The organism is Geodermatophilus sp. URMC 63 (assembly GCF_053502565.1).
This window is the reverse complement of record NZ_CP199956.1, coordinates 3,256,060-3,282,809: the sequence shown is the minus strand read 5'-3', so window position 1 is coordinate 3,282,809 and position 26,750 is coordinate 3,256,060. Positions and strand designations below refer to the sequence as shown.

Genomic DNA, 26,750 nt, shown 5'->3' with positions numbered 1-26,750 from the left:
CTCCGTCGGCATCGACGAGCGGGCGGTCTCACAACCCGCGTATACGGACCAGGACTGGCCCCGAGCCCAGGATTCGTCGGGAGCCGAGTGCTCGCCCGAGGCGTGCCGAACCTCCAGAGCACTCCTCCGCCGCTGTGCTGACGACGACTCGTGTGCCGCAAGCTCGCGCCGGCGACCCTCGACCGCCATACGGCCCCGCCGGTCCGGCCCCTTCGTCAGAGGCCGACTCCAGCCGAGGAGGCCGGACATCACACAGCGATCGCCTCTGCGGTCTCGCTCAGCTGTCGTGGGCAGAGGCCCTTGTCGAGCATGTAAGTGAGCAGCCGACGGATCACGTCCCGCTTGTGCCGCAGGCTCTTGAGCCTGGGTGCGTTCCTGTCGCTGAGTGGCTCGAGCCGGTTCAACTCCGCAGCGACCTCGGCTTCGAGCGCGACGACGTGCAGCCACACGGCCGGATCGACGGACAGGTCGAGCTGCTGGCGCGCCCGCGCCGCGGAGATGCGCGCGGTCAGGTCGATGACGATCTGGTCGAGCGGCGCATCGGCCGCCGAGACCGTGGCCGCGCCGGTCGCCAGCGCTGTTCCCGTCGACGCGAGTCCGCCCAGCAGAGCGACCCCACCGACCATCCCGCCAGGCCCGAAGGCAGCCAACGCGCTGGTGACCGCTGCGGCGCCCGCGACACCCGCCGGCGTCGCCAGCGCGATGCCCAGCGGGCCGGCCGCGACCAGCGCAACCCCCGCAGCGCCGACGAGGATGCGAGTCCAGGGGATGCCAGAGCTGTCCTCGAGGACTCTGCGCACCTCTTGGATCGCCTTGCCGATGGCCACGCCGCTCTCAGGCTGGATGCCGATCTCGATGGCCATGTCGCGAAGGGCGGCGAACGGCGCCTTGCCGGCATCGATGTCGTAGGGCTGAACCAGGTTCGAGATCGTGCAGAGCACCAACGGGTCGATCGCCTCGTTGAGCTCCCATGAGCGGTGCAGGCGCGGAGGCTTGCCGTTGTCGAGCTCCCGGACCGTGGACGAGATGGCTCGCCCCTCGTTGGCCAGCAACAGGCGCAGCCGGTCCGCTACATCGGTCTGAACCAGCTCTAGAGCCATCGCATAGCGCTCCGCGGTGCCCTTGTCCTCGATCGAGCGGCGGACGTGGTGGGCGAACACGAGCCCGAAGACGGCGAGCTGCTCGGGAACCGGGGCCCGCAACTCCAACTGACGCTCGGCCGGGACGATCTCGCGTCCGAGCGAGCCCTGGAGGGCCTCGCCGATGAGAGCTCGCACGGATGGGTGCTCGAAGTAGGCCTTCGCGGCGTGCCGCGGCCCGACGGCGATGACGACGTCACGGGCCGCCGGAAAGGTGCCTGCGAGTCCGCGTCCTGCGGTCACGCCGTCCGCGCGGCCGTAGAGGTTGACCCAGTCGCCCACCACCCCGTACGGAAACCGCTTGAGGAGCCGCTCGCTCTTGGCGTGGATGAAGGGCGAGCCGGCAGGACTGCCGATGGTCACGAGCCGCTTGACCTCGACGCCGACCGGGAGGTGGTCGAGCAGGTCGATGGCCACGACGGAGCCGAGGCTGTGGCCGATGAGCACGAGTTCGCCCTCGTTGGGGAGGTGCTCGAGGACCCGACGGAGGATGGCGCCGCGTAGTCCGTCGTTGCTGATGTAGCGGTCGACCTGGCCGAGCTGCCCGACGCGCTGCTCGACAGCGATGGTCTGCAGGACATCGACCACCACGTCCGGCAGGTCGTCGAAGCCGAGTGGTCCTGCGTCGGGGTCGTGGCCGACGAGTCGACTCACCCGGGTCTGGCGGACCTCGTACTCGCGCCGTCGGCGGTCCTCGTCCTTGGCCGCGTACGTGCGGTCGGGCAGTGAGGCCCGGATACCGTCCGTCTCCAGCAGGTCGCTGTAGCGAGGGGAGACCACAGCGTCCTCAGACACCTCGTCGAAGCCGGCCTCAAGGAGCCCCTTGTTGAGTTCCTCGAGCCAACTGCGGCTGGGGTCACCGTCACCGACGCCGTGCAGGAAGACGAGAAGCGGAGCCATCAGGCACTCCCAGGGATTTCACCAGCAGTCAACGAGTGCGGACGGTGCCACGGCCAGTTGACATCCCGGGTGTTCCGACACTCCACTGACTCGCTGGAGTGACGGGCGGGGTGTCCGTGACGTGAGCTCAGGTGAATTGCGAGACGGCGCTGTTACGTTCCTCCGCGGTTCCGATCATGAGGGATGCACGACCACAAGACGACTGCACTGCGCTGGAGCGCCGAGACGTTTCCGGGAGGACAAGCCGACGCTATCCCGGCTGATCTGCTCCCGGCACGGGCGCAGCACCACCACTCCGGCTGAGGTCGTACGCGACGACGTCGGACGCCGCGACCCGCAACGCCGCCGTGCATCCGCGACTCGCCTCTCCGGCGCCCGACAACGTCACCGTCATCCCCTGGCTTGATCACATCCCCACGAGTTGAGAGGTCACCGGAGTGAAGGACGAGCAGGACCGAGCCGAGAGCCCCACCGGCGACATCGCACTCGATGCGGCGAACCATGACGGAGTTGCCCTCGAGCTGGTGGAGACCGCCGAGGCGGGGGTCTTCCTGGCCACGGGCGACCTCTCCCTTCTCGATGCGGACGTCGTTCCGCTGACCTTCGATCCCTCGTCCCGCGATCGGTCGCTGACCGACAGCGCAGCCATCGCCACAGGCGCGGTCAACGCCGGGGCGCAGATCCTCCACGGCATCCAGGGGGCGCGAGGGCTCGTGCGCCTCGCCCCGGACACCCTCAGTGCGCTCCAGGCTGGCGCCCAGCCACTGTCCAGTGGCGGGTGGAACCTCGGCGCCCTCGCCCAGAACGGCAAGATCGCTCACGCCGTCCGGTGGGCGCCCGCCGGCGCACAGGGCGGTGTGGCCGTCCTGGCCGCGCTCGGCCCTGCCGCAGCACTCTTGGCCATCCAGTTCCAACTGGCCAAGATCTCCTCCCTCGTCAAGGAGAACATCGCGCTGACGCGCTCCGTCTTTCGCACACTCAAGGTGGACCAGTGGGCGGCCGCGAAGGCGCACTACGATGCGCTGGCCGTGGAACTGGACCACGCCAAGGCCGTCGGCAAGGTGACGCCGTCCATCTGGACGCACGTCCAGGCGCAGGCCAGTGAGACGGAGTTGCGCCGTCAGCTCGACTCAGCACTCGAGGATGCCGACGAGTTGGCCAGCTCTCTGTTGGGCGCCAAGACGGCTACCGAGCGTCAGAAGTGGCTCGGAGACCACAGCGAAGCACTCATGCGGACCACCCAGACCCTGCTCATGGCAGAGCACGGCTGGTTGCTCTACCAAGCCCTGCGGGCAGCGTCGCTCCAGGACCGGGCACAGGCCGATCCGCTCGAGGCGGTCCTGCAGCGACGCATCGTCGAGGGCGCGCGGAAGCGCCACGCGGAGGTCGTCGCCCGGGTAGCCCCTCTCCTCGCGCGGGTGTACCGCTACCTGCGCCTGGTGGAGAGGAACCCCGGCAGTCTCGGACTCACACTGTTCGGCCGCAAGGCAACGCGGGAGACCGTCACCCGGACCGCCCTCCACCTCGCGAACCAGCTGGCTGCACTGTTGGACGGAACGGGGCAGTTCGAGGCAAACCCCTCGGCGCCACGGGTGGCCGTACCGCTCACCGAGCCGGACGAGTTGGAGCGATTGACCGAGCAGCTCCGCTGGGTCATCGAGGGCGACGAGGACGTCGTCTCCCTGGTCGCCACGACGAGCTCTCGCTTCCTGGCCTTCACCGACCAGCGGGTCCTCGTTCTCGAGGAGGAGGCCTTCCTCCGCTCGGGTGACCTCGCCGAAGAGGTGCGCTGGCGTGACGTCTCGGCCCTCACGAAGGTTCGGGAGAGCGATCGGGACGACGGCTTTCACCTCTCCCTCGAGTACGTCACCGACGGGAAGAAGCCGGTCAAGCGGGTCTACAAGCTGCGCGGATCGGTACTCCACGACCAAGGCGAGCCCGCGGTGAAGCTGCTGCAGAGCCTCGTCCCCAAGTCGAGGGCTCGCGCGGTGACGCCGACACTCCTCCCCGCAGTCGAAGCCTCCGCCTCTGCGCAGAAGGCATGACGGAACCGTCCTAGACCTGACCGACGCTCTGGGATGCCGCGGCGATACGTCCGATGACGTCATGGCGCAGGTCGCCGCGGCCTGCTCGTCTCCGCTCAACGGTCCGTTGGCCGATCCGACCACGCGTGCTCGTCGACGACGATCCGCATGGAAGCGCGGACCAACCGCACGGTGCAGGAGATCCCGCTGCCTTCGTCCAACGAGGAGCCTTCGGGCCTGCCGTGGGTGTGTCGCTGCTCCTCAGTGAGTCAGGTGCCCGTCGGCTGCAGGTCCTTGAGTCCGAGCGCTCGGTTGGAGGGTGACGGCCTTATATGGACACGTCTTGCCCAAAAGCGCGGCGTACGCGGCGGCCAGCCACCCGTCGACGCCGCGGACCTCGCCGTCGCCTGCGACATGTGGCAGGGCGGTCGCGACTCCGGGTCGTCCCGGCTGCGCGGCGCCGCGCGGGTGCTGAGCGGTGTCCGAGATTACTTCTCGGCTCCGTTCATCCGGGCGCAGGAGGAGGCGGCGCGGGCGTCGGTCGGCGAGCTTCAGGCGGCCGTCACCCTGCTGCGGGCGGTCAACGCGGCCGACCACCTGGACGCCGACGGGTGAAACGCCCGGGCCGGGCTGCCGGCGCGGGGCTTCGCCGGCCGGGGCCTCGCCGCCAAGCCCGAGCAGGAGCCGCAGATCGAGCGCCGGCTGCGGACCGGCTCGATCGAGATGCCGCTGTGGGGCGTCTCGCTCAGCCCCGGTGTCGCCGACTCGTTCGGCACCCGGTTCCTGTTCGAGCTCGTCGGCCCGTTCCCCGCCGTGCCGGCGTGGATGGCGTCCGGGGTGAAGACGGAGGAGCAGGAGCTGGTCACCGGTGGGCGCTATCAGGTGCTCAGCCAGGAGCAGCGCGGGGAGACGACGCACGCCCGCCTGCGGTGGATCGGCGCCAGCGGCGACCGGGTCGGCTCGGACAACCTGCTCCTGGCCCTGCTGAGCACCGTCCCCGGTGTGGTCGGCAGCTCGCTGACCCGGTCGGCCGGCACGGAGACGCTCGAGCTGAGGCTCGGTGCGAAGGACTCGGCGACCGTCACCCGTGTGGCGGACGCGGAGGAGGTGCGGGTCGTGCGCTACTGGCCGCCGGATGCCGGTTGGGGCGCCAACGGCGATGACCCCGACAGCCAGTGGGCCGCCAACCGGGTGGCCTCACGGACGACCACGGAGCAGGCGACGGTCGAGGCGATCGTCGCCGCGGTGAGGAGAGGACGGGACGGATGACGACGCTCGAGGACCGCAAGGAGATGGGCAGCGGCCCGCTGTCGACCCGCTACGACGATGCCTTCGCGTATGCGGCGAAGCACCACCGGAAGCAGCTGCGCAAGGGCTCACAGGTGCCCTACCTGACGCACCTGATGAGCGTCAGCGCGCTGGTGCTCGAGCACGGCGGCAGCGAGGACCAGGCGATCGCCGGGCTGCTGCACGACGCCGTCGAGGACGCGCCGAAGGGCACCGGTGGCGCCGTCCTGGCCGAGATCCGCTCGAGCTTCGGCGACGACGTCGCGGACATCGTGCGGGCGTGCTCGGACGGGCTGGACGCCGACGGCAACCGCAGCGGAACGTGGGCGGAGCGCAAGCGGCCGTACGTCGCCGGGTTGAGCGACAAGCCCCTCGACGCCCTGCTGGTGACCGCAGCCGACAAGACGCACAACGGCCTCTGCATCGCCGCCGACGTGCGTCGGTACGGGCCGGACTTCTGGTCGACGTTCAACGCCTCCCGAGACGACCTGCTCTGGTACTACACGAGCGTCGAGCGGGCGGTCACGGAGCGGCTGCCCGGCCACTCCATCACCACTGCACTCCAGCATGCGATGGACGATCTTGTGGATTCGGCCGAAGCCAGCGGAACCGACGTGCCGATCGAGATGCTCGACTGATCTGCGAAGGTCCTCTCGCGTGAACCCCGTGGCTGCATGTCGTTTGACGCGGCTTGAGGGGCTCACCATGGTCGTGCCGCTCGTCAAATTAGGGACGGACTGCGAGACCGGACGGGCTCACTCCAGAGACGGGACAGCCCACCCGCCTCTCAGCGGCGAGGCGCCGTGGCTCTCGCGTCGCGGTACGGACAGCACTCGATCAGCTGCGGAGCTCGACGAGGTTGGCGCCAACTCGGTCGCCGCGGAGACGGGCAATTCGAGGCTCTCCCGAGATCAAAGGGCCTTCCAAGGGCCCTTCTCACCATCCTGCCGAATGAGCCCCTCATGTTGCAGCAAGTTGAGGATTGTCCTAGAGATGTGGCCCTCATGGCCCACATGACCCCCGTAGATCCCGAGAGCTCGTCCTACATCCGCATTGCGCAGTGGCTCCGGGGAGCTTCGAAGGTGTGCCAAGACGGCCGCCTTCAAGTCCGCCAAAGCCCGCTGCGCCGTCTGGTAAGGATCCACGACTCCCCCTTCAACCTTGACGCGACACACCACCGACGGCTGTCATCACGACGCCGACGCTGCTCTTGGCGCCCCTCCCTAGAACGCGTCCACACCGGTCAGCCCCTCGCTCGACGCCTTGTCCAAGAGGCGCAGCAGCAAGACACTCTGCTTCTCCGACGGGACCCTGCGACCCGAGCACGCAACGACCAACAGATCCCGCTCAAGAGGGGTTGCGAGGTTCCTTGCCGTGACGAAGTCGCGCACCACCGCCCATCCGGTAGGACCGATCCGCACGACTCGTCCCTGCGCCTCGATTCCCGAGTCGATTCGCTGAGTTGCCCTCGCATTTCGCTTACTCTCGATCACCCTCTCCGTCGAGACCAAATCCGCGGACAGCTCGGCGGGCAGCATCCAGTGAACCTTCTTGACCGCCTCCCAGCACGCTTCGCGCTTCGCCCATTCAGTGACGTTGATGACCGGACGCTGCGGATCCGTCAGGACCTTGAAGCAGACATGCGCCACTTCGACGCCCACTGCCTCTAGCTCCGGGGAGACTCCTTGAGCCTGCCAAATCCCATCGAAGTTCAGTGCACGCCCAGGCGCCTGGACCTGGATCGAGTGCGCGAGCTTCGCCATGGCATAGGCCACGATATTGGCCAAGTAGCCGCTCTCGTACCAAGCCGACTTCGCAACCGCTCGACGAACACCCTGATACAACAGGGCCTTAGCGACTAAACTCTTGAAGTACACCTCGTTGAACTCGTCAGGGGATGACTCCCAGCGGCCAGCCACATCGCCCGCGAATGCAACGAAGTTCTTCTGGGCGCCGGAGCTCACGATATGTGGACGCTGCGCCCAAGCAGACTCGTAGCGCGCGGCGTCCGTCTTCGTGATCACCCGATCCCGCGGGAAGGTGGACGCGAAACGCTTCGCCTCAGCCGGCGAGAGCTTGCCCTGCTCGTTGAGATATTGACCCCGCGTTCGCTCATAGAACCACTTGACTTGGAAGCTGATACCCGGGCGTGGGGGCGCGAGCAGCCGCCGCGAGATGCCCTCCAAACGTACGTGAAACGGACTGTTTGAGAAGAAGTCAGCTTCGCTTACACGATTCTGGCTGTTTGCGTACCGCGAGATACGAGGGACCATGTCGGCCGCAACCTCTGGGTCCACAACCACCAACTTGGCTTGCACGAACGCCTCGCCCAGCTCCCGCGCCGCCTTACCCTCACGCTGGACATAGAATAGGGATGCCGTCGTCTGTCCACCGTTGACGATCTGCAGATCCCGAATGGAGAGTATCCGAGTTTCACTCGGATCGAGCATGACTCCGGTCGCCGTTGCCGTGATTCCGTTATTGTAGGCCAAGAAGCTTTCTGGCTCCGTGATAAGGGTGGACCGGATACCCTTGTTGACCGCTCCTCGCGCGCTGAGATAAGACCTCACGTTGCTTTCGAGCAGGCGACTGCCGAAACGGCCGTATAAGTCGGCGAGCATCGTCCCCGGCAGCGCCAAGAGGTAGGTCTCGACATCCTTGGACGTACCTGTCGCGCGAAGCGCGCCAATGCCTCGATCGTTCCACTCAGTGAGATCAATCTCCAGCTCCTCCCTGCCCGCGGTCGAGAGAAACAGTTGATGAAATCTAGTGGCGTCCCAAATATGATAGTCGACTCGGACGCCATTGAGTTCGGCGCTCTCAATCGCCTTAGCCCGTGCACTCATGGCCGCATTAGTCAAGAGGTAGAACCGATAACGCGTGACATTGCGCCCGCGAGTACGGAGATCACGCGCCAGCTGGAACTCCGCACTACTCTCCTCCCGCTCCTCCTCAAAACGTCCCGTCATCGCCTCTGACAGGAAGGCCGACAAGGCGCCAAAGGATCGCCTGGCCTCCGTTTGGGTCAGCGTCGAGGGCTTGCGCGGCCTGGCGTCCGGTACGTAGTGCATGACCGCCAAGGCCACAGACCCATCGGCGTCCGACAGGTCGTAACCGTCAACGGCCAACCTGCGACCCCGCTCACCGACCCCCTCGAAATGCGCCGGCAAGAGGTGGTCGACCTCTTCTGCATCCTCTAGGCGTTCAGCCGTCTCGAGAAAGAAGGCCGACGCTACATAGTCGTTGTCAATTTCTGCCCGTGCTCGAGCGGTATTCATTAGATCAACATAGAACTCATCAATTTGCATGGGAGCCTTCACCTCCTTCGCCCTGGCGGGCGCAAATTGCCTCCGGTATCTCAACTTCGAAGTCCGTCAGGTGACGTAGGTCGAGGGAGTACTCGACGGATTTCACAACCGACGGGATGCTGGATCGCCTCAGGCGTGGGAATTCATTGTCCACCCCGAAGCTACGCACGCCGACGACCTTGAAGTGAAAGTCATCGTAGGCTGAACCATCATTGTAGATTTGATAACGTCTAAGGCGTTCGGCGAGCAGATCCAAGCCGTCATCATCATCAGCCAACCGTTCACTCGCATCTAGGATAAGCTGACGGAGAGTGATCGAAGCCTCGTCCGCCTCATCTGCTTCATCAAGCACGACAACCGATAAGGTCATACTGTCGAGGTCCAACTGCTCCGAGGACGAGATAGTTACCTCAAATCTATCTGGGTACAGCGTCTTGACCTCGTACGTCCCTCCCGACTCGAAGCGGAAGTCTTGGTCAGCACCCAAGGGACCTCGCCAAGCCCGAACGACCTGATGCGGGGACTGAACGACTGTTAGATGATGGAAGCCGAACCACAGCTCTCCTATCAATCCCCGTAGCGCAGAAAAACTGAGTGGCTTGCCGCCTCCGCGAGCGAAAAGCAGCTTCCATTCCCGTAGGACCTTAAACAGGAGCCGGAGCGCCGTCGCCTCGCTTGATCCTGCTGAGGTCCGTCGGACGACATCGGCGGCGAATGCGAAGAAGACGTCAAGATATGCGTCCTCCAGCAAGGTCATGGAAAGCGTCCACCTACCATCCCTTGCACGGACGAGGCGCGACACGTCCACGACATCCGAAAGATCTGGCAACGCCGGCTTGTGGTCGCATATCACAAAGAGTAGGGGACGGCCGAGCTCGTCCGACCCGTAAATGATCCTGAGCGGATGCGTCGCATCGACCTCAGACTTGCTCCCAGGAACCGTAAGTAGCTGGCGCCATCGTTGGACGAACGCATCAGTCATCAACGTCGTCCTCGTCCTCGCCGACCTCGACGAACCAGTTCCGCTGCGCAACCGTATTGATGACGTACTCGACGTCGCCGCGAGTGTCACGCGTGTCTGCTTCGCCCGGCAGCGCGATCTTCACGCCGAGATACATGGCCGCCGTCGGTCCCGCATCTCCTAAGGCGTCATCGCTCGGTCGTGGCCAGAGCGGGTAAATCATGAGGGCTGGCCGTGGGAGATAGCGATAGTAGGCGGTCTCAGGTGGTGTGCCTCCGCCATTGTCTCGGCGGAACATTTCCCTCGCCTCACGCAGGTCCGCTTCGTTGAGCAGCGAGCCAACGTCCTGGGAACCGGCCAAGCGGCTGCTGCTGCCACTGACTCTGAGTTCCCCGGCGGTACCGGGCTTTAGCTGCCGGCCAACGGCGGTGACCGTATCACCAGCAAAGGTGAACTTTTTCGGCTCGCCGCCGGACACGACCATTATATCCCAATGCGGGAACTGGCGGCTCCGCTCGACAAAGCTCGCAAGCGCAGGCATCGAGAAGATGGCATCGGACTTGTGCGGTCGATACTCGCGGAGGAAGTTGGCGACAACTTCCTTCGGCACCATCGACCAGCAGATGTTTGTACCCCGCACTGCCCGATGGAAAGCGTCCGACGCTAGTGTTGACTCGCCGAGCGTCCCGACTGCCGTCGCATTTGCGCTGATGTCTGACGGGTCCGATGACAGCTTCGTTGTCTCAACGCGGCGGCCAAGGAGGGAGATCGTCCGGCGAGTCGTCTCCGCGGCCCGCATCTTGTTCTTTGCGGTAACCAAGAGAGCGCCTGGATGCTTACGCACGGCCAACCCGAAGTCCGCAGGTGTCAATCGTTGTCTCAGCATCAAGCGCAGGCTGCGCTTCAACTCTGATGTGGCCTCCGCCACGAATCGGTAGTCCGCCGCGCTGCTTGGGTCGATCCAGACACGACACAGGTCTTCGTATCCGTCGCGATACCCGAACCAACGCGCCATCTGCAGCAGCGTGTCGGACGCGGCCACTCGCCGATAGAAGTAGCTGACCATCAGCCCATCGAGCGTAAGACCGCGACTGAGTACGTCACCTCCGACGGCGATCAACCTGGCGGGACGCTCCCAGCGACCCTCTTCCTCAGTGAGCGCGCGATCCTTATCCGAGTTGAAGAGCTGCACTCTGACGTCCGAGGTCGCCGAGGGCAACGAGGCGAGGACCTCAGACCATGGGATTCCCAGGCCGGCGAAGTGGCGGTCGAAGCTAGCCTTGAGAGATGCGATATCCGCGTTTCGCAAGTCGCTGTGGAACTCCACTGCCAAACGAAGCCGGGTCAACTCAGACTCGACCGCAATGAAGACCTGCGCTTGGACTCGCTTATACCTTGATACGTTGACGAGCATCGATCGCCCCGCCGAGATCTGCCCACGAATATCCCTAATTGCGTTAGCCAACAAGAATACGCGGATAGCATCCTTCAGCGAGTTCGGAACCGGGCCCACCTGATGGGACGAGCGGTGTCCCAAGTGGACGAAGGGCTCAACATCCAGGAGGTCCACCGTCACATTCGAGCCTTGGTCAGGCGTTCCGAAGGTCCGCTCGCTGCCGAAGTAATTGGACGGTGACTCCAGGGAGTAAATGAAGTCGCGCGGAAAAAGGTCGTTCTCAACATCGTGGTCGATGAAGATGTTGGCAAATGGCGTGGCCGTGAATGCTACGTAAGAGCTACGCGCAAAGAGACCTAGAATTCCCCGGATGGCCGCATTGATTTCTGTGGGATTGCCCTCTGCCCGCGTGTTGACAGACGCGTAATCCGATTCGTCGTCAAGGAGCAGCAGGGGGATAGACAAACGGGGCCCGGACTTCGGCTGTTGACTGAGCCACTGCGTCACCGCCGCCAGAACGGCCTTGTTCTTCTTGACAACGAACACATATGGGTCGGACGCCTCAGCGTTCAGACTGATGTTGGTTGCCTGCAGGCTGCTTGTCTTGAAGTCTTGCAGGACGGTGGTCATGCCGTGTGCGTGCGCGAGAGTCTGATTCAGAGAGCCGATTCCGATCAGGCGAGTCTGCTTGGGGAGGCCTCGCCGTCCTGCGATCAGGCTGGAATCCCGGCCAATGAAGCCCTCGTCAACGCGTTCCTGCGTTTGCTGGCGAAGCGACTCCGTATTGCCCGCAAGCACAATGATCAGCCGGTAGCCGGCGTCGGCAGCCTTGTTGAAGAGGCCAAGGTACGTCGAGGTCTTGCCGGACTGGACGTCACCGATGACAAGGCCCCGCCTCGCCCAGCTTCCGCCAGCAGTGGGGTCACCCGCGAAATCCAGAATATCGTCGGTGAGCTCGTCCATCTTCTCAACAACACGGGGCGGTCTTCCTGTGTTGAGCATCCACTGCTTGTAGTTGCGCCACCGCGCCCACACGATCGAGCGGCGCTTCTCGGCTAGCCACGGAGTAAACTCCGCCGCGGTGAGCGCCACCCCCTGCTCCACATCGATCGTCAGCCGCTGCGTCAACCTCCTGATGAGGCCTTCGATTTGCTCTCGGCTCGCATAGGGAGCGGAAACAGGTTGGAAGCGTTGAACCGTGTCCACGAGGTGGGCTTCGGAGTGCACTGCCCCGGCCAGGATCGCCGCAAGGATGTTCTCGAGTTCCGCCATCTCCTTCTCGCTGGCAGCATCGGGCAGCTTCGTAGCATCAGTCATGACAAGGTTGCCCTCTCAAGAATGTCGACACCGTTCGCATGCGTGGCGAACGGCTCGACGCCCTGCAATTGACGAACGAAGAGGCTGGGCTCGAGGCGCGATTCCCTATAGGCGGACCACAGCGACTCGGCATACGCCAGCAATTCCTCATCCGATCGCGTTGGGCGCTCTGGCTTTTGATCCATGGCCAAGCGGTTGTATGCGTCCTCGATCGGAAAGCCGGCCTCGAGAGCCGTCAAGGTGTGAGTCAGCATGCGGAGGACGTCCGGCTGTAGTTCTGCGGAGAGCGCCTCGAGAGCCGGATGGGCCCTGTTGATCTCGTAGCGGAAGCTATTGCGATCCTCGACGAGGTTCCACAAGGGGACTCTCGTGTCCTGCGCGCCCGCCTGCCTACCTCGATACAGATGTACCGTTCGACTTGGCGCAACGTGGCGATTGACAGTCCGGCGCAGTTGGTCGCGAATTTCGAGTGGAGGAACCGCCGCCGACTTTTTGATGTCTAGAGACCACAGATGGTCTAGCGAATTGGGGATGTCGACGCGGACGCGTGCCAATTTGGCAAGGTCGTCTTTCGGCACCAAGCGAAACCAAGTGCCCCAGATGACCAGTCTCATCCCCCTGTAGATGTAGAATCCCTGACTGTCCCTCAGCCGTCCCGCAACGTGAGCCTTTTCTCTATCGGCCCTTGACAGCTTTGAGATATGCGGAAGCGTGTACGGCTGCACCGCGACGTCGGCTCCGCGAATCCTGATCACTTCCGCGTGACCGCGTTGCGTCGCCTTATGTGCCGTCAGGAAGGGGTCGGCCGCTGCGACAGACCTGCCATTCATGTTAATCCTGACAGGTTGGCCCGTTGCTTCCCCAGACAGATAGCGGTGAAAGACGAGGCTCAAGTGACTTTGTGTGGTGGACATTTGCTCATCCAGCGCGCGCTGTAGTAGTGGGTGCGCAGGGAGCTGATCTAGGCCTTCCCACAAGACGAGGGTCCCAGTCGTCAGTGTCGCTAGTCGTTCGTAGGCGACGCAGGCTTGAATCTCGTCCGCATCGAGCTGAAGAAGGGACCAGCGGCCTGACTCTTGTAGGTGATCCAAGTCCCAGCAGAAGCCCGAGACGCTGCCGCGCTTCTTGCTTAAAACCGTCAGCCGACGGCATTGGGACAGCGACGCAGTTTTTAGGCCAAGCCCAAAACGTCCTAGGTCTTCGCTTGAACGCGTCTCGAGCGCGCTGGTCGCAGCCAAGCACATAGCGTGCTTGGCCTCGGCCCGGTTCATGCCCCGTCCGTCATCAACGATAGCGATGTATGGCTGAGTCGACGCTGCGAAGCAAATGTCAACGGTCGTCGCGCCGGCCGCCAAGGAGTTGTCGATGATGTCAGCGACGGCCGTCTCGACCGAGTAGCCAACGGCTCGGAGCGACTCCATGAGCTGCGGGTCGGGAGGCAAGTCCTGCGTACGCACGTTTGGCTACTCCATAAAGCGTGGACGGCGAGTCGTTGGGGGCGCCGAGCCGGCGGTCCGGCTACACGGCGGATGGCAGAGCGCTCCCTCGATCGCGTGGCGCCTGCGTGTCATCCGCGGTCCGGATCAGCGTTGCCTGGATAGGCATCGCCGTAGGGACACGAGGTTGTGTCCACATGTGACTCTGCAGCCTTGCTCCCTCCGACAACGGACCGCCCGTAATCGTTACTTCCTTGGCCGAACCTTACGCTGAAGGAGTGCGTCGCAGGGACACCCCGTCACTCGTCGTGGGTGCGTCGTCACTCTGACATCAAGCGTCCCGTGGGCCTCGACGCGACTGCAGGGCACTGGCCGCTCCCCGGACCGTCGAACCAAGGCAGCTCGTAGGAGCGGATGGCGCGTTGGGTCTAGCCCGCTGACTTCCATAGGTAGTTGCCCATGAGCGCTGTGGGCCAGGCGGCCTCCGGTCACGTCACCATGTGCGGCGGTCGCTCCACCTGGATGGGCCGTCAGAAGAGCATGGCTTCTCGGCGCTCCGCAGCCCTTGAGCTCACGCACTCGTCCTGCAGAGGACAGACTTCACACAACGGCTCTGCCGGACGGCAGACGGAGGCCGCAATCTCGATGAGTGCCAGATGTGCAGGACGCGCGTCCGACCCGCCCCCGATAAGACGAGCAACCGCCAGCCGGCCATCGGTTAACCGGTTTTTGCGGTCGACATGCTCTCCCGTCACACGCGCGGCTACCCGGAGGACGCCCTTGGTTGTGAGGACAGGCTCCTCCGAGTCGTCAGGATCTCCCGACGGAACGACGAGCGACGCCAGCTCCAACACCGAGGTGGGCACATGCGGAATCGGTTGTGCCTCCGGCTCGTCCTCATCCAAGACCCCTGGGTGCTCGACTAGCCAGTCAGCCAACTCCAAGAGTTGAGCGGCTCGGCCACCCCTTCTCATCGAGGCGCTCAGGTCTTGAAGCGCCTCATCGTGGTCTTGCGTCTGCTCAGGCGTCGCCCAGAGCCGCAGGATGGGCCATACCAGTCTCACGGCGTCCGCGGTAGCGCGATCGAGGAGCATTTCTGCTGAAACGACTTGCCATCTCGTAGCCGCCTTCAACCACGGCACCGCTCGGGTAGGACTGCTAGCGAACCATTTGCTCAGGATGCTTGCCATGTGCTTTGTCGAGTAGCCCCCGGTCTCCCGTCGTGTCAGCGCGGCGCCGATCGCCATGCCAAGGTGCTCTGCGAGCAGCGGCGGGACTGCGTTGCCAATCTGTTTGAAGGCGGCCGACGGGGGACCCGAGAACCGATACCAATCCGGGAAGGTCTGTAGTCGTGCGGCTTCCCGTACGGTGATTGTGCGAGGCTGCGTCGGATGAATATACCAGTACCCATCTTTCGCGATGTGAGCCGTGATTGTGCGAGACAGGTCATGGCCGTTTAACCGCTTATACTTGTCATCGAAGATGTCGTCGCGGTAACGCTTCATCTCTTGGGGAAGCTCGGAATAGCGCGTTTTCGAGTCCATCAGTGCAAACGCTCGAGCATCGTCTTCACGGACGGGGCGGGTGATGTGGTCGTACAGCTTCGTAGCGTCGCGCTCCGATACACCTAGGCGCATCATGCGCTGGAAGGAACTCTGGGGACCCGAGTAGTCCATCCACCCGTCAGCGCCCCTGTCGGGACGCCATCCACCCTCAACCTCAGGCATGTCATCGATCGCATTGAAGACACTGACCCGTTCGGTTGCTTCGACGGGCCACTCAAACCGCAGGCTGCCTCGTAGCGCGACCAAGATCAAGCGCTGACGGAATTGCGGAACCCCGTACCGCCATGTGTTCACGATGCGTTCCTCGACGCTGTAACCGAGATCCTCCAGCTCCTCAACCATGGACCGGAGGATGAACATCTCGCGGTCGAGTGCCATGTCGGGCACATTCTCCATGAGCACCGCCGGCGGACGAACCCGCTCAATCACTTCGAGGAAGGAGCGCCAGAGGTTCCGTCTCTCGTCCTTAGGGTCACGCAAGCCGTTACGGACGCGATGGCGGATTTTGGAGCGTCCCGCCTTGGAGAATGGCTGACAGGGCGGCCCACCGGCGATGACGTCGACACGGATGGCCTTGAGCAGCTCGGAAAGACGCTCAACGCGGTCGGCATCAGCCAGGTCCCAATTGAGGCTCAGCCCAGGAAAGTGATGCCCGTGTGTCTCCACTGCCTCGGTGTAGTGGTCGACCCCAACCACATTCACGAAGCCGGCTTTTGTCAAACCGAGGCTAAGTCCGCCCGCACCAGCAAAGAGATCGGCCGCTAGGCGGATCCCTTGATTCTCGGAGCGCATGCGCTCAACGAGCGATGTGAGCTCATTCTCCGTGCGAACGCTATCCGCATGAGGGCGAAGCTTCACGAAGGGCCCGCGCACCAGTTTGACGCCATAGGGCGCACGACTACGAGGCTCGGTCAAGGCAGTCCTTACGAATTAGTCGGTACGCAGCTATACGCCGTGGTCCAATCACAACGCAGCTGTCACGTCTAAGAGTCGGAGAACCCCAGGGCACGCCAGACATCTTGATCCAATACCGACAGATGATCAATCACTTTCCTAAACGCAGGATACTCGCCGGCCTGAATGGCCGCCGACTTCAACGCCAATCCGGCCATCGGGGTCACAGTAGGCCTGTCTGAGTCCACTCCTCCCCGCTCAGCACGCAATATCCTCGTCGTCCTATCGCGGTAGACTTGATTCGCCTGGATGCACAAGTCGTTGAGCGGCCGCTCGAGCAGCTGCCTCAATTGACTCGGAATGCTGACTCGCATCTTGGCGACGTTAATCTGGAAAAGGCTATCCAGCTCAGTGTCGAAATCGAGAGAGGCACGGGCCAACTTCAGGTGCTCGTCGATACCTCGGATGCCGGCCCAGCCTCCCCACTGAACCAGCCTGTCGGCGCGATAGATGTAGAGACCCTGCTGTCTGTTCCAGTTGAGCGGTCCGGACAACTCTTCAAATCGGGTCGGCGAACTGAAGTCTTGTCTCGCAGGGAGAATATAAGACTCGAGTCGCACCGCCCCCACCGCGTCACCGACAGACACCTCGAATGTCTGCCTCCCCGCGCGACGCGTCGCCTCCTCGTCAACGGCATAGGGATCCCACGCCTTGAGCTTCTCGCCATTCACGCTGATGGCGAGACGGTGGCCAGCCGAGCCTTCCAAAAAGCGATGGAAGACCATCGCCAAATGTTCCGCAGTCTTGCGCGACAGGTTTTCCAAGCGCCTTTTCGCCCAACCGCCTTCAGGTCGGCGCTCAGGCAGGACCCGATCCAAGTTGCGCCATACAACGACGGTGCCGCGGTGATGACCGAGGACGTCAAGGGCCGGCTGCACGCGGGCCTTGGGTGGCGATGTGATGAGCCAGTCATCAAATTCGATGATCGTGTCGAGGTCAAGTTCCCGCGCCGATACTGGACCCTCGTCGGTGCGGCGACTGACCACCATCAGACTTCGGCACTGCGACAGCGAAGCTGTCTTCAGCCCCAACCCATATCGGCCGAGATCGCCCTTCCCGTACGTCCGCCGGCTGCCGAAGCGTAAAGCCTCGATCAATCCGTTGGCGTTCATCCCCTCGCCGTCATCAAGAATTGTGACTGTCGAGTCCGTTCCATTGAAGCGAATCAAGATCTCGACACGTTCGGCACCGGCCGTGACGCTGTTGTCGACGAGGTCGGCGATGGCCGATGGGAAGTCATAGCCGATGTCTCGGAGCGACTCCGTCAGGCGAGCCGCGGATGGCGCTACGGATCTGTGTCGGCTCACTGCCCCCAAGGCCTCCCTGTCGCGTGGCACATGTCCAGGCTCTCACACGTCGTCGCCGCTACCGTGGTGGCTCGCCAGCAAGGTCCGCCACACGGCCTCGACGCGGTCCGCTGCGGCCAGCGTAGGTTCATGCTCCCAGACCCGTAAGACAGTCCATCCGGCCTGCTGCAGCTCCACCTCTTGGCGCCGGTCACGGGCGACGTTCGCTGCCAGCTTGGCGGACCACCACTCTGCGTTGTTCTTAGGCTGGGTTGCATGAAGGGGACAGCGGTGCCAGAAGCAACCGTCCACGAAGACGACCAGTCGAGCGCGAGTGAAGGCTAGATCCGGTTTCCCAGGAAGCGCTCGGTACTCCTTACGAAATCGCAGACCTCGGGCGTGCAACTCCCTGCGAAGGGCCACCTCCGGCCGCGTGTCTCTTCGCGGCATCCGCTGCATCTGACGAGCAACCTGCGCGTCTCGAGGACGAGGATGCTTCCGCCCACTCTCGTCGAGCGCCATGCAGGAAGCCTAGTGGCGACAAAGGCGCGGGACGGAGCTGCCTGGAGGCGACGCCATGTCCGCAGTTCCACGTGGAGCTCCGGGTATGTCAGGCATCGCGGCCGAGATTCCTTCTGACGACACTGATTCCGGCTTGAAGTAGCTTGGGGCATTACAGCCCGACGCCTCATCATGGATGACCTTGACGCAGTGCATGGCGACTCAGGGCTACGGCATGGTGGCGTCTTGGATGCTTCTCGCGCCTAGAACTCGTTGGCGCCGGCAGCCATGCCCCTCATGAAGCTCTCATTGCTGAGCGGTGGTCATGTGAAGCGATCAACGCAGGACTCCAGCGCCCGCACCCCTCGGCCGAGGGCTGTCGGCAGGGCGGCCGTTCGGGGTGTATGCGCGGTCAAGGCGCTCGCCATCAATGGAAACTAGTCAAAGACGTATCACGGGCTAGGCCGCATCCAGCAGCCGATGAGGTCACCTGCGCCAACAGGTCCTAGGCGTCCACCATGTGTAGGGCACCGCGGCCGCGGTCCTTAGCGCCGTACATCGCCCGGTCCGCCAGCGAGAGGACCTCGTCCAGCGTTGACCCCGCCGTCGCCATCGCCAGCCCGATGGACGCCGACACCCGCACGGTCCGCCGTCCCACCTCGACCTCGTCCACCAGCACCGCGGCCAGCCCATGCCCGATCGCCTCCGCCGCGGCGGCGTCCACCCCAGGAAGCACCGCCACGAACTCGTCGCCACCCAGCCGGCCGACCACCGCCCCGGGCAGCTCCTTCTCCACATACCGGCGCATCCGCTCGGTGAGCCGCACGAGCAGCTGGTCCCCCACCGCGTGCCCGCCGCGGTCGTTGACCTCCTTGAACCGGTCGACGTCCACGAACAGCACCGCTCCCCCGACGGCCAGCGCCGCCCGCCCGGTGTCGAGCAGGTGGCTGCGGTTGGCCAGCCCGGTCAGCGGGTCCTGCCGCGCCGACCGCAGCAGCGCCTGCCGCCAGCCGTCGGCCTTGGTGGCCACCGCGGTCAGCCGGTCCACCGCCTCCCGCAGCCGCCGCGCCTGGTCGGCGTCCGCCTCGTCGGCCAGACCGGCCGTGGAAGAGGCCAGCTCATCGAGCACGGATTCCAGCGGCCGCCCCGCCGCCACCGCCTCCAGCGCCTGCCCCTGCGCGGCCAGCAGCCCGGCGTCCCACCGGTGCGCGGCCACCTGCCGGCGCAGCGACAGCACGCTACGCACCAGCCGGACCTAGTGCTCGAGCAGCGCCTCCTCCGCCTGCGAGAAGGCCCACGGTTCGTTGTCGAACACGCCGAGCGAGCCGAGCACGAAGCCGTCCTCGTCGATCAGCGGCACCCCGAGGTAGGAGCGCATCGCCCCGGCCACCACGGCCGGGTCGTCGCGGAAAACCGTGTGCTCGAGCGCGGCGGCCACCTCCCGCGGCGCCCACCACGCGGCCGCCTCCATCCGGCGCTTGTTGACACCGGATTGCGTCATGCACTCTCGCTTCCCCCTCATCCGCGGTGTCACGCGCTTTGGGACGTCCGTCTCGGCGACGTCGACGATGCCAGCCCCGGTGGCGAGCACTCCCCCGAGGGGCCGGACGACCCTGGTCCCCCGCCGCGGTCCGAGGAGCATCGGGACCGTCGCGGACGCCCGAGGGAGGAGTCGTGCCATGACCCAGATCACCCACGCGCCGGGCACCAGGGAGCGGGCGCACGAGGTGATGACCCGCATCGCCGCCGCCTGGGAGCAGGGCGACCTGGCGGCCGTGGACGAGGTCTTCACCGAGGACCTCGTCTACCACGCGCCGCCCTTCGCCGACATGGGCCGGGCCGAGCTGGGCGACTTCATCACCGCCTTCCGGGCCGCCTTCCCCGACGCGCACGTCCAGGTGCACGGGGACGTCGTCGACGGGACCACGTCGGTGCACCGCTGGACGGCCGAGGGGACCTTCACCGGGACGACGCCGCTCCTCCCCGGAGTGGAACCCACCGGCAGGCACGCGTCCTCCGACGGTGCCTACGTCCTGCACTGGTCCGGGGACAGGGTGTCCGAGGCCTGGCACCTCGGCGACTGGCTGGGCTGGCTGGTCCAGACCGGCGTGCTGCCGCCCCCGCCGGGGATGGGCGGCTGAGGGACTACCGCTCCCCGCGCCGGGCCAGGGTGACCCGGACGTCCTGGTCGAACCCGATCCGGCCCTCGGCGTCGCGGCACCGCTGCAGCCGGCGGTAGATCTCGGCCCGCACGCCCTCCCGCTCGGCCTCGGGCACCGCCTCCCACATCGCCCGCTGGCCGACCGACCAGGACCAGGTGTGCCAGTGGTCCTCGTCGGCGAAGCGCACCGGCACGGTCAGGTGCGCCGTCCGGACGTCGGTGAACCCCGCGCCGCGCACCAGCTCCTCGACGCCCTCGTCGGAGCCGAACGGGCCGGCCCTGCCGGTGGTGCGGGGATCGCGCACGCCCGGCGGCAGGTACGACGCCAGCAGACCGTCGACATCCCGCCAGGACTCGCTGTAGCCGCCGAAGGTCGTCACGCCCAGCCGGCCGCCGTCCACCAGGAGCCCGCGCCACGACCGCAGCGCGGCCGCCGGGTCGGGCAGGAAGAACAGCACCAGGGACGACGCGACGACGTCGTACGGGCCCGACCCCGGCGCCGGGTCCTGCGCGTCGCCGACCCACACCCCGACCTCGAGCCCGGCAGCCCGCGCCTCCTCCCGGACGGCCTCGACCATCCGCGGGGCGAGGTCCACCCCGTCCACGCTGCCGGTGGGGCCCACCCGCTCTGCGGCCCGGAAGAGGACCGCGCCCCGGCCGCACCCGATGTCGAGTACCCGCTCCCCCGGCCGTAGCTGCAGCTCGTCGACGAGCCGCTCCGCGATAGGGCCGAACATCTCGACCCCGACCCGATCGTAGGTCTCCGCCGCCCGGTCGAACACACCCGCCACGAGCGCCCGCTGGTCCATGTCCACCTCCGCCAGCCGGCGGCCAGCATCCCACCGCCCCAGGACGAGCACGAGGACCACGACCACGCGGGGGCTCCCGCATCGCGGACGCCGGCGGTGCTCGGGTCCGCTGGTGACCTCGGAGGACAGCGGCTGGCCGACGCGCGATGGCCGACGGGGGTGGCTGCCCGGCGACGACGACGTCGACAGCGTTAGGGCTGTTCTCGAGCGGCTGGTGCACTGACTGCCACGACAGTCGCCACGGTTGCCCGGCAGGCCGGTGGGCGATATCAGTGAGCCCGCGAGGCGATGCCGCCGGGGCGCCGCCCGAACGGAGGCGGCATGTACGCCCGATCCACCAGCATCCGCGGCAACCTCAGCAACCTCGACGCCGGCATCGCCTATGTGCGCGACGAGGTGATGCCGACGGTTCCGAAGACCGAAGGCTGCGTCGGCCTGTCGCTGCTCGCCGACCGCGGGAGCGGCCGCTGCATCGTCGCGACCTCCTGGGTCGACGAGCAGGCCATGCGCGCCACTGCCCACGAGGACCGCACCGTCCAGCACCGCCTCATGCACACCCTCGGTGGCGAGCACGCCGACGTGCAGGAGTGGGAAATCGCCGTCCTCCACCGCGAGCGTCCCGCCGGGGACGGCGCCGGCGCACAGGTCACCTGGGCCCGCATCGCACCCAACCACCTCGACGACCTGCTCGACGCCTACCGGCACAACCTGCTGCCCAAGCTCCAGGAGCTGCCCGGCTTCTGCAGCATCAGCATGCTGGTCGACCGGCGCCTCGGCCGGACGGTCAGCGTCACCAGCTTCGAGAACCGCGACGCCGCCGGGCTGGTGCGCAAGCACGCCCGGGTCCTGCGCGAGCAGTTCGCCCAGGCCATGGGCGCCAAGATCGTGGACGTTGCCGAGATGGACCTCGTCCTCGCCCACCTGCACGTCCCCGAGGCCGTCTGAACAGCAGCACGACCTCCCCTCGGGCGCTTCACCTGGTGCGGACAACGCCTCGAGTCCTGGCGCCATCCGGTATGCCGCGCTGCTCACCGTGGAGGGGCGCAACCGACGACATCTGCTCCCCCGGCCGGACCGAGGCGGCCCACCGGCTGTGCGCCGGGATTCCGGAGGGGCGCGCCACCACCTGACCGCACCCGCCGGAGGGCCCCACCCGCAGGGCCGTCCGCCTCTGGCACCGCCGCCCCCGCCGGCGCCACCATGCGGAGCCTCTTCCGAACGAGGAGGCACCCGTGTACGTCACCCAGGGCCTGCACCGCCACGTCCAGCAGCGCCCGCACGACATCGCCACCGTCTGCGCCGGCCGCACCCGCACCCACGCCGAGGCGGTCGACCGCACCTCCCGGCTCGCGGCCGCGCTCCAGCAGCTCGGCGTCACCGACGGCGAGCGCGCGGCCATCCTGTCGCTCAACTCCGACCGCTACTCCGAGTTCCTCGCCGCGACGCTGTGGGCCGGCGGCGTCGTCGTCCCGGTCAACATCCGCTGGAGCGTCCCGGAGATCGCCGACTCCCTCGCCGAGGTCGACGCCCGCGTTCTCATCGTCGACGACGCCTTCGCGGGCTGCGCCGACGGCATCCGCGCGGCGCACCCGCGCCTGCAGCACGTCGTCCACGCCGGCGACGGCCCCACCCCCGACGGCATGCTGGCCTTCGAGGAGTTGATCGAGGCGCACGAGCCGGTCGAGGACGCCCGCCGCGGCGGCGCCGACCTGGCCGGCGTCTTCTACACCGGCGGCACCACCGGCCGGTCCAAGGGCGTCATGCTCAGCCACGACAACCTGCTGACCTCGGCCATGGGAGGGTTGATCGCGAACCCCGCTCCTCGCCACGCCATCGGCCTGCAGGCCGCCCCGATGTTCCACCTCGCGGCCTTCGGCACGTGGGTGGCCGGCGGCGTCCTCGGTGTCACGCGGGTCATGATCCCGGTGTTCGACCCCGTGGCCGCCATGACCGCCGTCCAGGAACATCGGGTGACCGACACCCTCCTGGTGCCCACCATGATCCAGCTCGTCGTCGACCATCCCCGGGTCGACGAGTTCGACCTGTCCAGCCTCCAGCGCGTCCTCTACGGCGCCTCACCGATGTCGGGCGCGTTGCTCGACCGCGCGGTCAAGGCGCTGCCCAACGCCCGGTTCGCGCAGGGATACGGCATGACCGAACTGAGCCCCGGGGCGACCGTGCTGCTGCCCGAGGAACACGAGGACCCGTCACACCGGCGCTCCATCGGCCGCGCCCTCCCCCACACGGAGGTGCGCGTCGTCGGCCCGGACGACGCCGAGCTTCTCCCGCCGCGAGATCGGCGAGATCGTCGTCCGCGGCGGCAACGTGATGCTCGGCTACTGGGACCGCCCGGAGGAGACCGCCGAGGCGCTGCGCGGCGGCTGGATGCACACCGGCGACGCCGGCTGGATGGACGACGAGGGTTTCGTGTACCTCACCGACCGCATCAAGGACATGATCATCTCCGGCGGGGAGAACGTGTACTCGGTCGAGGTGGAGAACGTCCTCGCCCAGCACCCAGCGGTGGCCACGTGCGCGGTCATCGGCGTCCCCGACGACACCTGGGGCGAGCGCGTGCACGCCGTCGTCGTCCCGGCGGCCGGCGCCACCGTCACCCTCGAGGAGCTGCACGACTTCTGCGCCGACCGGCTCGCGGGCTACAAGATCCCGCGGTCGATGGACGTCGTCGACGCGCTGCCGCTCTCCCCCGTGGGCAAGGTGCTCAAGCGGACGCTGCGCGAGCCCTACTGGACCGGGCAGGAGCGCGGCGTGCACTGACCGCCGGACGCGGCACCGACCTCCGGGTCGCGGGACGACGTCAGCCGGCCAACTGTCTGTCGCCGCTCGGTGCTCGGGACACGGACGGTGGTCGGCTCCCCCGGATCGCCCGCAGCAGCAGAACCACGAGTCCCGCGACCGCCAACGTCGCGAGGGCCCCTGGGCGCATCAGGATCCCGGCCAGGCCGAGGAGGTCCTGCCACCGCCAGGCGTCGCCGATGTCCGGCGTCTCGACCACTGCGTTGGCGACGAAGAGGGCCGTCGCGACGACTCCGGCGACGCTGGCCGCGCCCAGTGCGTGCAGGACCGGGTGCGACCGGATCCGGACGGCGGCCGTGACCCCGGCCAGGATCTGCACGACCCACGCCAGGATCACCAGGTTGCTCAGCCAGCCGGCTGTCGGCAGTGCAGCGTCGGCGTCTCCCGACAGTGCATGTGCCCGGTAGGCGAACGCGAGGAGGAAGGGAACCGCCGCCACGACGAGCCCGGTGCGGAAGGCGGTGCCGAGGCACGCGGACTCCCTCGGCACACCCGGATCGACCACCGCTGGACGGGAGACCGTGGCCCAGGAGGCGATGGGCCCGTCTGCCGCCCGTCGAGCACCACCCAACGGGTGCAGCCACAGGACGACGGTGAGGACTAGGGCCATCACGGTGACCCACAGACTCTCACCCTCCATGGGGGAGAGCGTGCGCAGCGCGGCGTTGAAGGCGGTGTACGGAACACCGGGTCCGCTGTGCAGGATCGTCTCCTCCCAGAGGAAGAGGACGATCGAGACGACCGCGCCGGAGACCACGGCGAACGCCGCGAACGCCCGGAGCATCCCGGCCCGGGGCGACTCCCCACGGATGACCGAGGGCATCCACGCACGGGACGAGACGGTCAACCAGCGCACGAGCGCCCAGATCCCGAACACCACGAGGGCATCCGCGCTGAGGATCGTGAGGACGGAGGCTGGTTCACCGAGGATGGTCTGGTACTCCGCCCCGTTCGCGTTCTGTATGTAGAAGAAGGGTCCGATCGCCAGGCTCACACCCAGACCCACCCCGATGCGCCCCGGACGCAGCGTGCGCACGCCGGGGGTGATGTGATCGGCATACGCGGCCCGCCACACCGCCAGACCGATGAAGCCCGCCACCAACGGCCCGTAGACGACGCCGGCCGTCGTTCCCGTGGGGCCCACCTGGAACCGGCTGGCCAGGTCGCGCAGTGCGTCGTAACCGATGCTCGCGACCAGGCCGACGGCCAGCGCGTTCCAGAACCCCGTACGGAGGACCGTCCGGGGATCGGCCAACGCCCTCCGACGGAACTCCAGCGACGGGTGCCGCCACAGCGGCGAGAGCCACGACCAGGTGCGTCGCGTCCCGCCCGTCGCCGCCGCCAGGCCACGCTCGAATTCGCCGTCGTCCCCCTCCCACCACGCGGCCCGGATGTCGGCCTCCGACTCCCGGGACCGGAGGATCGCGTTCCGGACGAGGACCACGAACACGGTCAGGGCCGCGACGCGCCACGCCTGTCCCCAGTAGGCCCACGCCTCACCACGGATGAGGTACAAGACCTGCAGGACCAGCCACGGCACAATCCCGACGAGGACGAACGCGTACCAGGTGGCGAGGGTGGCGTACGTCTTGCCGATGTCCTTGTTGGCGACATGGGCGAGTTCGTGTCGGACCACCGCCCGGAAGGCGGACACATCGGTCTTCGCGCACGAGACCAGGCCGCCGGTCACCATGATGCACTCCCGTCCCCGACGGCCGAAGGCCAGTCCGCTGACGCGAGGACTGTGCGCGTCGATGAACCACGACACCCCTTCCACTCCGGCATGCGCCTGTTGCCGGGCGATCTCGTCCTTGAGGGAGGGCAGGGCCTCCAGGGGTAGGGGGCGTGCCCGGTGCTGCCGGACGACCCACCACGGCGACAGCCGGTAGAGCACCAGAGCGAGGCCGGCCACAGCGACCAGGCCGGCGAGGGCCGCCACCCCCATGGGGATGCCGAAAACAGGGGACAGGCACTCGAACGCGCGCCGCTGATCGTCCAGGAACTCGCCGTACGCCTCCCACCAGTACCGGTAGTCCGCGGCAGCGCGCGCGTGATCGACGGACAAGCCGGTGGCCGGGTGCAGTCGCTGGCAGGAGGCGATGACCGCCTCCGCCCGCTCCTCGTCGAGATCCAGCCAGATCTGCTGCCAGATGGCGGGGATCCCTCCGACGACCCCTGCGATCAGGAGGGCGAACCGGAACGTGGTGTCCGGCGGAAAGGCGAAGGGATTCGGCCGGGGTCCCGTTCCCACCGACTCGACCACCCTGGATCAGCCGTCGGTAGCGGGCAGGGCGAGGCCCACGACGACGGCGTCGGCCACCGCTCGCGCTTCCTTCTCGGGCAGGACCTCCTGCGCACTCCGGAGGGCGACCTGCCGGACGCGCGCGAGCTGATCCGGCGTCAGGGGCTCTGTGCCGTCCGGGCTCTCCTCGTCGTCCGTCCCCATGCCGAGACGTCGGAGCACACGGCGCACCCACGACCGGATGACGCCTCCGGACGTCTCCTCGAGTGACGCCTGGACCTCCGAGGCGAGCCAGGTCACAACCTGGTGGGCGACCCACAGCGCCGCGGTGGAGATCATGGGGACCGCATCCGCCAACTCGACACCGATACCCAGCACGTCGTCCCCGGCGTTGGCCTTGGCCGCCTTCACCGCCCGCTGCGGATCGTCGAAGTACGCGGTGGCCGCAACGCCGAAGAGCGCCAACTCGTCCGGTGCGGTCTCCTGGACGACCACGTGCGCCAGGGCCTCCACCCTCGACTGGTCGACGCTCCTCATGTCGTTGTCCTCCTGGTCGTCAGAGCTCGGGTTGACGCTGTCCCAGTCACCCCGCCTCCGGAGGAGGACACGGAGGCCCTCGCCTCCCTGAACGGACGCTGAGGACCTGG

At 66.5% G+C, this 26,750-nt stretch carries 20 protein-coding genes and 1 pseudogene; 8 read left to right on the top strand and 13 right to left on the bottom strand.

Annotated elements, in window-relative coordinates; genetic code table 11:
* Positions 1–248: 248 nt before the first annotated feature.
* A complete protein-coding gene (locus ACWIZO_RS16085) occupies positions 249–2,039 on the bottom strand; it encodes a hypothetical protein (protein WP_448638653.1) in 1,791 nt (596 codons plus the stop codon).
* A gap of 437 nt (positions 2,040–2,476) precedes the next feature.
* On the opposite strand from ACWIZO_RS16085, the gene ACWIZO_RS16080 reads away from it, so the two are divergent.
* The 4 genes from ACWIZO_RS16080 to ACWIZO_RS16065 all read left to right on the top strand — a co-directional run bounded on the left by ACWIZO_RS16080 (position 2,477) and on the right by ACWIZO_RS16065 (position 5,988).
* A complete protein-coding gene (locus ACWIZO_RS16080; protein WP_448638652.1) occupies positions 2,477–4,084 on the top strand; it encodes a hypothetical protein in 1,608 nt (535 codons plus the stop codon).
* 393 nt (positions 4,085–4,477) lie between these two features.
* The gene (locus ACWIZO_RS16075; protein WP_448638651.1) at positions 4,478–4,678 is read left to right on the top strand and encodes a hypothetical protein; all 201 of its coding nucleotides are present in this window, start codon (positions 4,478–4,480) and stop codon (positions 4,676–4,678) included.
* Between the two features lie 108 nt (positions 4,679–4,786).
* Positions 4,787–5,332: a hypothetical protein gene (locus ACWIZO_RS16070; RefSeq protein WP_448638650.1), complete on the top strand. Its 546-nt coding sequence runs from the start codon at positions 4,787–4,789 to the stop codon at positions 5,330–5,332.
* The gene (locus tag ACWIZO_RS16065) at positions 5,329–5,988 is read left to right on the top strand and encodes an HD domain-containing protein (protein ID WP_448638649.1); all 660 of its coding nucleotides are present in this window, start codon (positions 5,329–5,331) and stop codon (positions 5,986–5,988) included. The genes ACWIZO_RS16070 and ACWIZO_RS16065 overlap by 4 nt, the downstream gene beginning before the upstream one ends.
* A gap of 585 nt (positions 5,989–6,573) precedes the next feature.
* Here the strand turns inward: ACWIZO_RS16065 and ACWIZO_RS16060 are convergent.
* From ACWIZO_RS16060 to ACWIZO_RS16020, 9 genes are all read right to left on the bottom strand, one after another.
* A complete protein-coding gene (locus tag ACWIZO_RS16060) occupies positions 6,574–8,670 on the bottom strand; it encodes an AIPR family protein (RefSeq protein ID WP_448638648.1) in 2,097 nt (698 codons plus the stop codon).
* Positions 8,648–9,640, bottom strand: a complete 993-nt coding sequence (locus ACWIZO_RS16055) for a PD-(D/E)XK motif protein (protein ID WP_448638647.1) — start codon at positions 9,638–9,640, stop codon at positions 8,648–8,650. Before ACWIZO_RS16055 ends, ACWIZO_RS16060 begins: the two co-directional genes overlap by 23 nt.
* On the bottom strand, positions 9,633–12,332 hold the full coding sequence (locus ACWIZO_RS16050) for a Z1 domain-containing protein (protein ID WP_448638646.1): 2,700 nt from the start codon (positions 12,330–12,332) through the stop codon (positions 9,633–9,635). The genes ACWIZO_RS16055 and ACWIZO_RS16050 overlap by 8 nt, the downstream gene beginning before the upstream one ends.
* Positions 12,329–13,789, bottom strand: a complete 1,461-nt coding sequence (locus ACWIZO_RS16045; RefSeq protein WP_448638645.1) for an ATP-binding protein — start codon at positions 13,787–13,789, stop codon at positions 12,329–12,331. Before ACWIZO_RS16045 ends, ACWIZO_RS16050 begins: the two co-directional genes overlap by 4 nt.
* A gap of 509 nt (positions 13,790–14,298) precedes the next feature.
* Entirely contained in the window at positions 14,299–16,125 is a 1,827-nt protein-coding gene (dcm, locus tag ACWIZO_RS16040) for a DNA (cytosine-5-)-methyltransferase (protein WP_448638644.1), read from the bottom strand.
* Positions 16,126–16,316: 191 nt separating this feature from the next.
* The gene (locus ACWIZO_RS16035; protein ID WP_448638643.1) at positions 16,317–17,594 is read right to left on the bottom strand and encodes an ATP-binding protein; all 1,278 of its coding nucleotides are present in this window, start codon (positions 17,592–17,594) and stop codon (positions 16,317–16,319) included.
* A gap of 42 nt (positions 17,595–17,636) precedes the next feature.
* Positions 17,637–18,095, bottom strand: a complete 459-nt coding sequence (locus tag ACWIZO_RS16030) for a very short patch repair endonuclease (protein ID WP_448638642.1) — start codon at positions 18,093–18,095, stop codon at positions 17,637–17,639.
* 484 nt (positions 18,096–18,579) lie between these two features.
* Complete coding sequence (locus ACWIZO_RS16025) at positions 18,580–19,320, bottom strand: GGDEF domain-containing protein (protein WP_448638641.1); 741 nt, start codon at positions 19,318–19,320, stop codon at positions 18,580–18,582.
* Positions 19,321–19,329: 9 nt separating this feature from the next.
* The gene (locus ACWIZO_RS16020) at positions 19,330–19,575 is read right to left on the bottom strand and encodes a GAF domain-containing protein (RefSeq protein WP_448638640.1); all 246 of its coding nucleotides are present in this window, start codon (positions 19,573–19,575) and stop codon (positions 19,330–19,332) included.
* Between the two features lie 178 nt (positions 19,576–19,753).
* Here ACWIZO_RS16020 and ACWIZO_RS16015 point away from each other — a divergent pair, with 178 nt between their 5' ends.
* A complete protein-coding gene (locus ACWIZO_RS16015; RefSeq protein ID WP_448638639.1) occupies positions 19,754–20,215 on the top strand; it encodes an ester cyclase in 462 nt (153 codons plus the stop codon).
* 4 nt (positions 20,216–20,219) lie between these two features.
* Here the strand turns inward: ACWIZO_RS16015 and ACWIZO_RS16010 are convergent, their stop codons facing one another.
* The gene (locus ACWIZO_RS16010; RefSeq protein WP_448638638.1) at positions 20,220–21,110 is read right to left on the bottom strand and encodes a class I SAM-dependent methyltransferase; all 891 of its coding nucleotides are present in this window, start codon (positions 21,108–21,110) and stop codon (positions 20,220–20,222) included.
* Between the two features lie 255 nt (positions 21,111–21,365).
* On the opposite strand from ACWIZO_RS16010, the gene ACWIZO_RS16005 reads away from it, so the two are divergent.
* From ACWIZO_RS16005 to ACWIZO_RS15995, 3 genes and pseudogenes are all read left to right on the top strand, one after another.
* Entirely contained in the window at positions 21,366–21,989 is a 624-nt protein-coding gene (locus ACWIZO_RS16005; protein ID WP_448638637.1) for a hypothetical protein, read from the top strand.
* Positions 21,990–22,276: 287 nt separating this feature from the next.
* Positions 22,277–23,278 (top strand): annotated as a pseudogene (locus tag ACWIZO_RS16000) (AMP-binding protein); the annotation flags it as partial.
* Between the two features lie 94 nt (positions 23,279–23,372).
* The gene (locus tag ACWIZO_RS15995; RefSeq protein ID WP_448638636.1) at positions 23,373–23,822 is read left to right on the top strand and encodes an AMP-binding enzyme; all 450 of its coding nucleotides are present in this window, start codon (positions 23,373–23,375) and stop codon (positions 23,820–23,822) included.
* Positions 23,823–23,862: 40 nt separating this feature from the next.
* Here ACWIZO_RS15995 and ACWIZO_RS15990 read toward each other — a convergent pair whose 3' ends face one another.
* Positions 23,863–26,124, bottom strand: a complete 2,262-nt coding sequence (locus ACWIZO_RS15990) for a M48 family metalloprotease (protein WP_448638635.1) — start codon at positions 26,122–26,124, stop codon at positions 23,863–23,865.
* Between the two features lie 6 nt (positions 26,125–26,130).
* Entirely contained in the window at positions 26,131–26,616 is a 486-nt protein-coding gene (locus tag ACWIZO_RS15985; RefSeq protein WP_448638634.1) for a hypothetical protein, read from the bottom strand.
* Positions 26,617–26,750: the final 134 nt, after the last annotated feature.

Coding starts and splice junctions, on each gene's coding strand:
- ACWIZO_RS16085 (WP_448638653.1), bottom strand. CDS start 2,039: ATGGCTCCGCTTCTCGTCTTCCTGCACGGCGTCGGTGACGGTGACCCC.
- ACWIZO_RS16075 (WP_448638651.1), top strand. CDS start 4,478: ATGTGGCAGGGCGGTCGCGACTCCGGGTCGTCCCGGCTGCGCGGCGCC.
- ACWIZO_RS16070 (WP_448638650.1), top strand. CDS start 4,787: ATGCCGCTGTGGGGCGTCTCGCTCAGCCCCGGTGTCGCCGACTCGTTC.
- ACWIZO_RS16065 (WP_448638649.1), top strand. CDS start 5,329: ATGACGACGCTCGAGGACCGCAAGGAGATGGGCAGCGGCCCGCTGTCG.
- ACWIZO_RS16055 (WP_448638647.1), bottom strand. CDS start 9,640: ATGACTGATGCGTTCGTCCAACGATGGCGCCAGCTACTTACGGTTCCT.
- ACWIZO_RS16050 (WP_448638646.1), bottom strand. CDS start 12,332: ATGACTGATGCTACGAAGCTGCCCGATGCTGCCAGCGAGAAGGAGATG.
- dcm (WP_448638644.1), bottom strand. CDS start 16,125: ATGCGCTCCGAGAATCAAGGGATCCGCCTAGCGGCCGATCTCTTTGCT.
- ACWIZO_RS16030 (WP_448638642.1), bottom strand. CDS start 18,095: ATGGCGCTCGACGAGAGTGGGCGGAAGCATCCTCGTCCTCGAGACGCG.
- ACWIZO_RS16020 (WP_448638640.1), bottom strand. CDS start 19,575: ATGACGCAATCCGGTGTCAACAAGCGCCGGATGGAGGCGGCCGCGTGG.
- ACWIZO_RS16015 (WP_448638639.1), top strand. CDS start 19,754: ATGACCCAGATCACCCACGCGCCGGGCACCAGGGAGCGGGCGCACGAG.
- ACWIZO_RS16005 (WP_448638637.1), top strand. CDS start 21,366: ATGTACGCCCGATCCACCAGCATCCGCGGCAACCTCAGCAACCTCGAC.
- ACWIZO_RS15995 (WP_448638636.1), top strand. CDS start 23,373: ATGCTCGGCTACTGGGACCGCCCGGAGGAGACCGCCGAGGCGCTGCGC.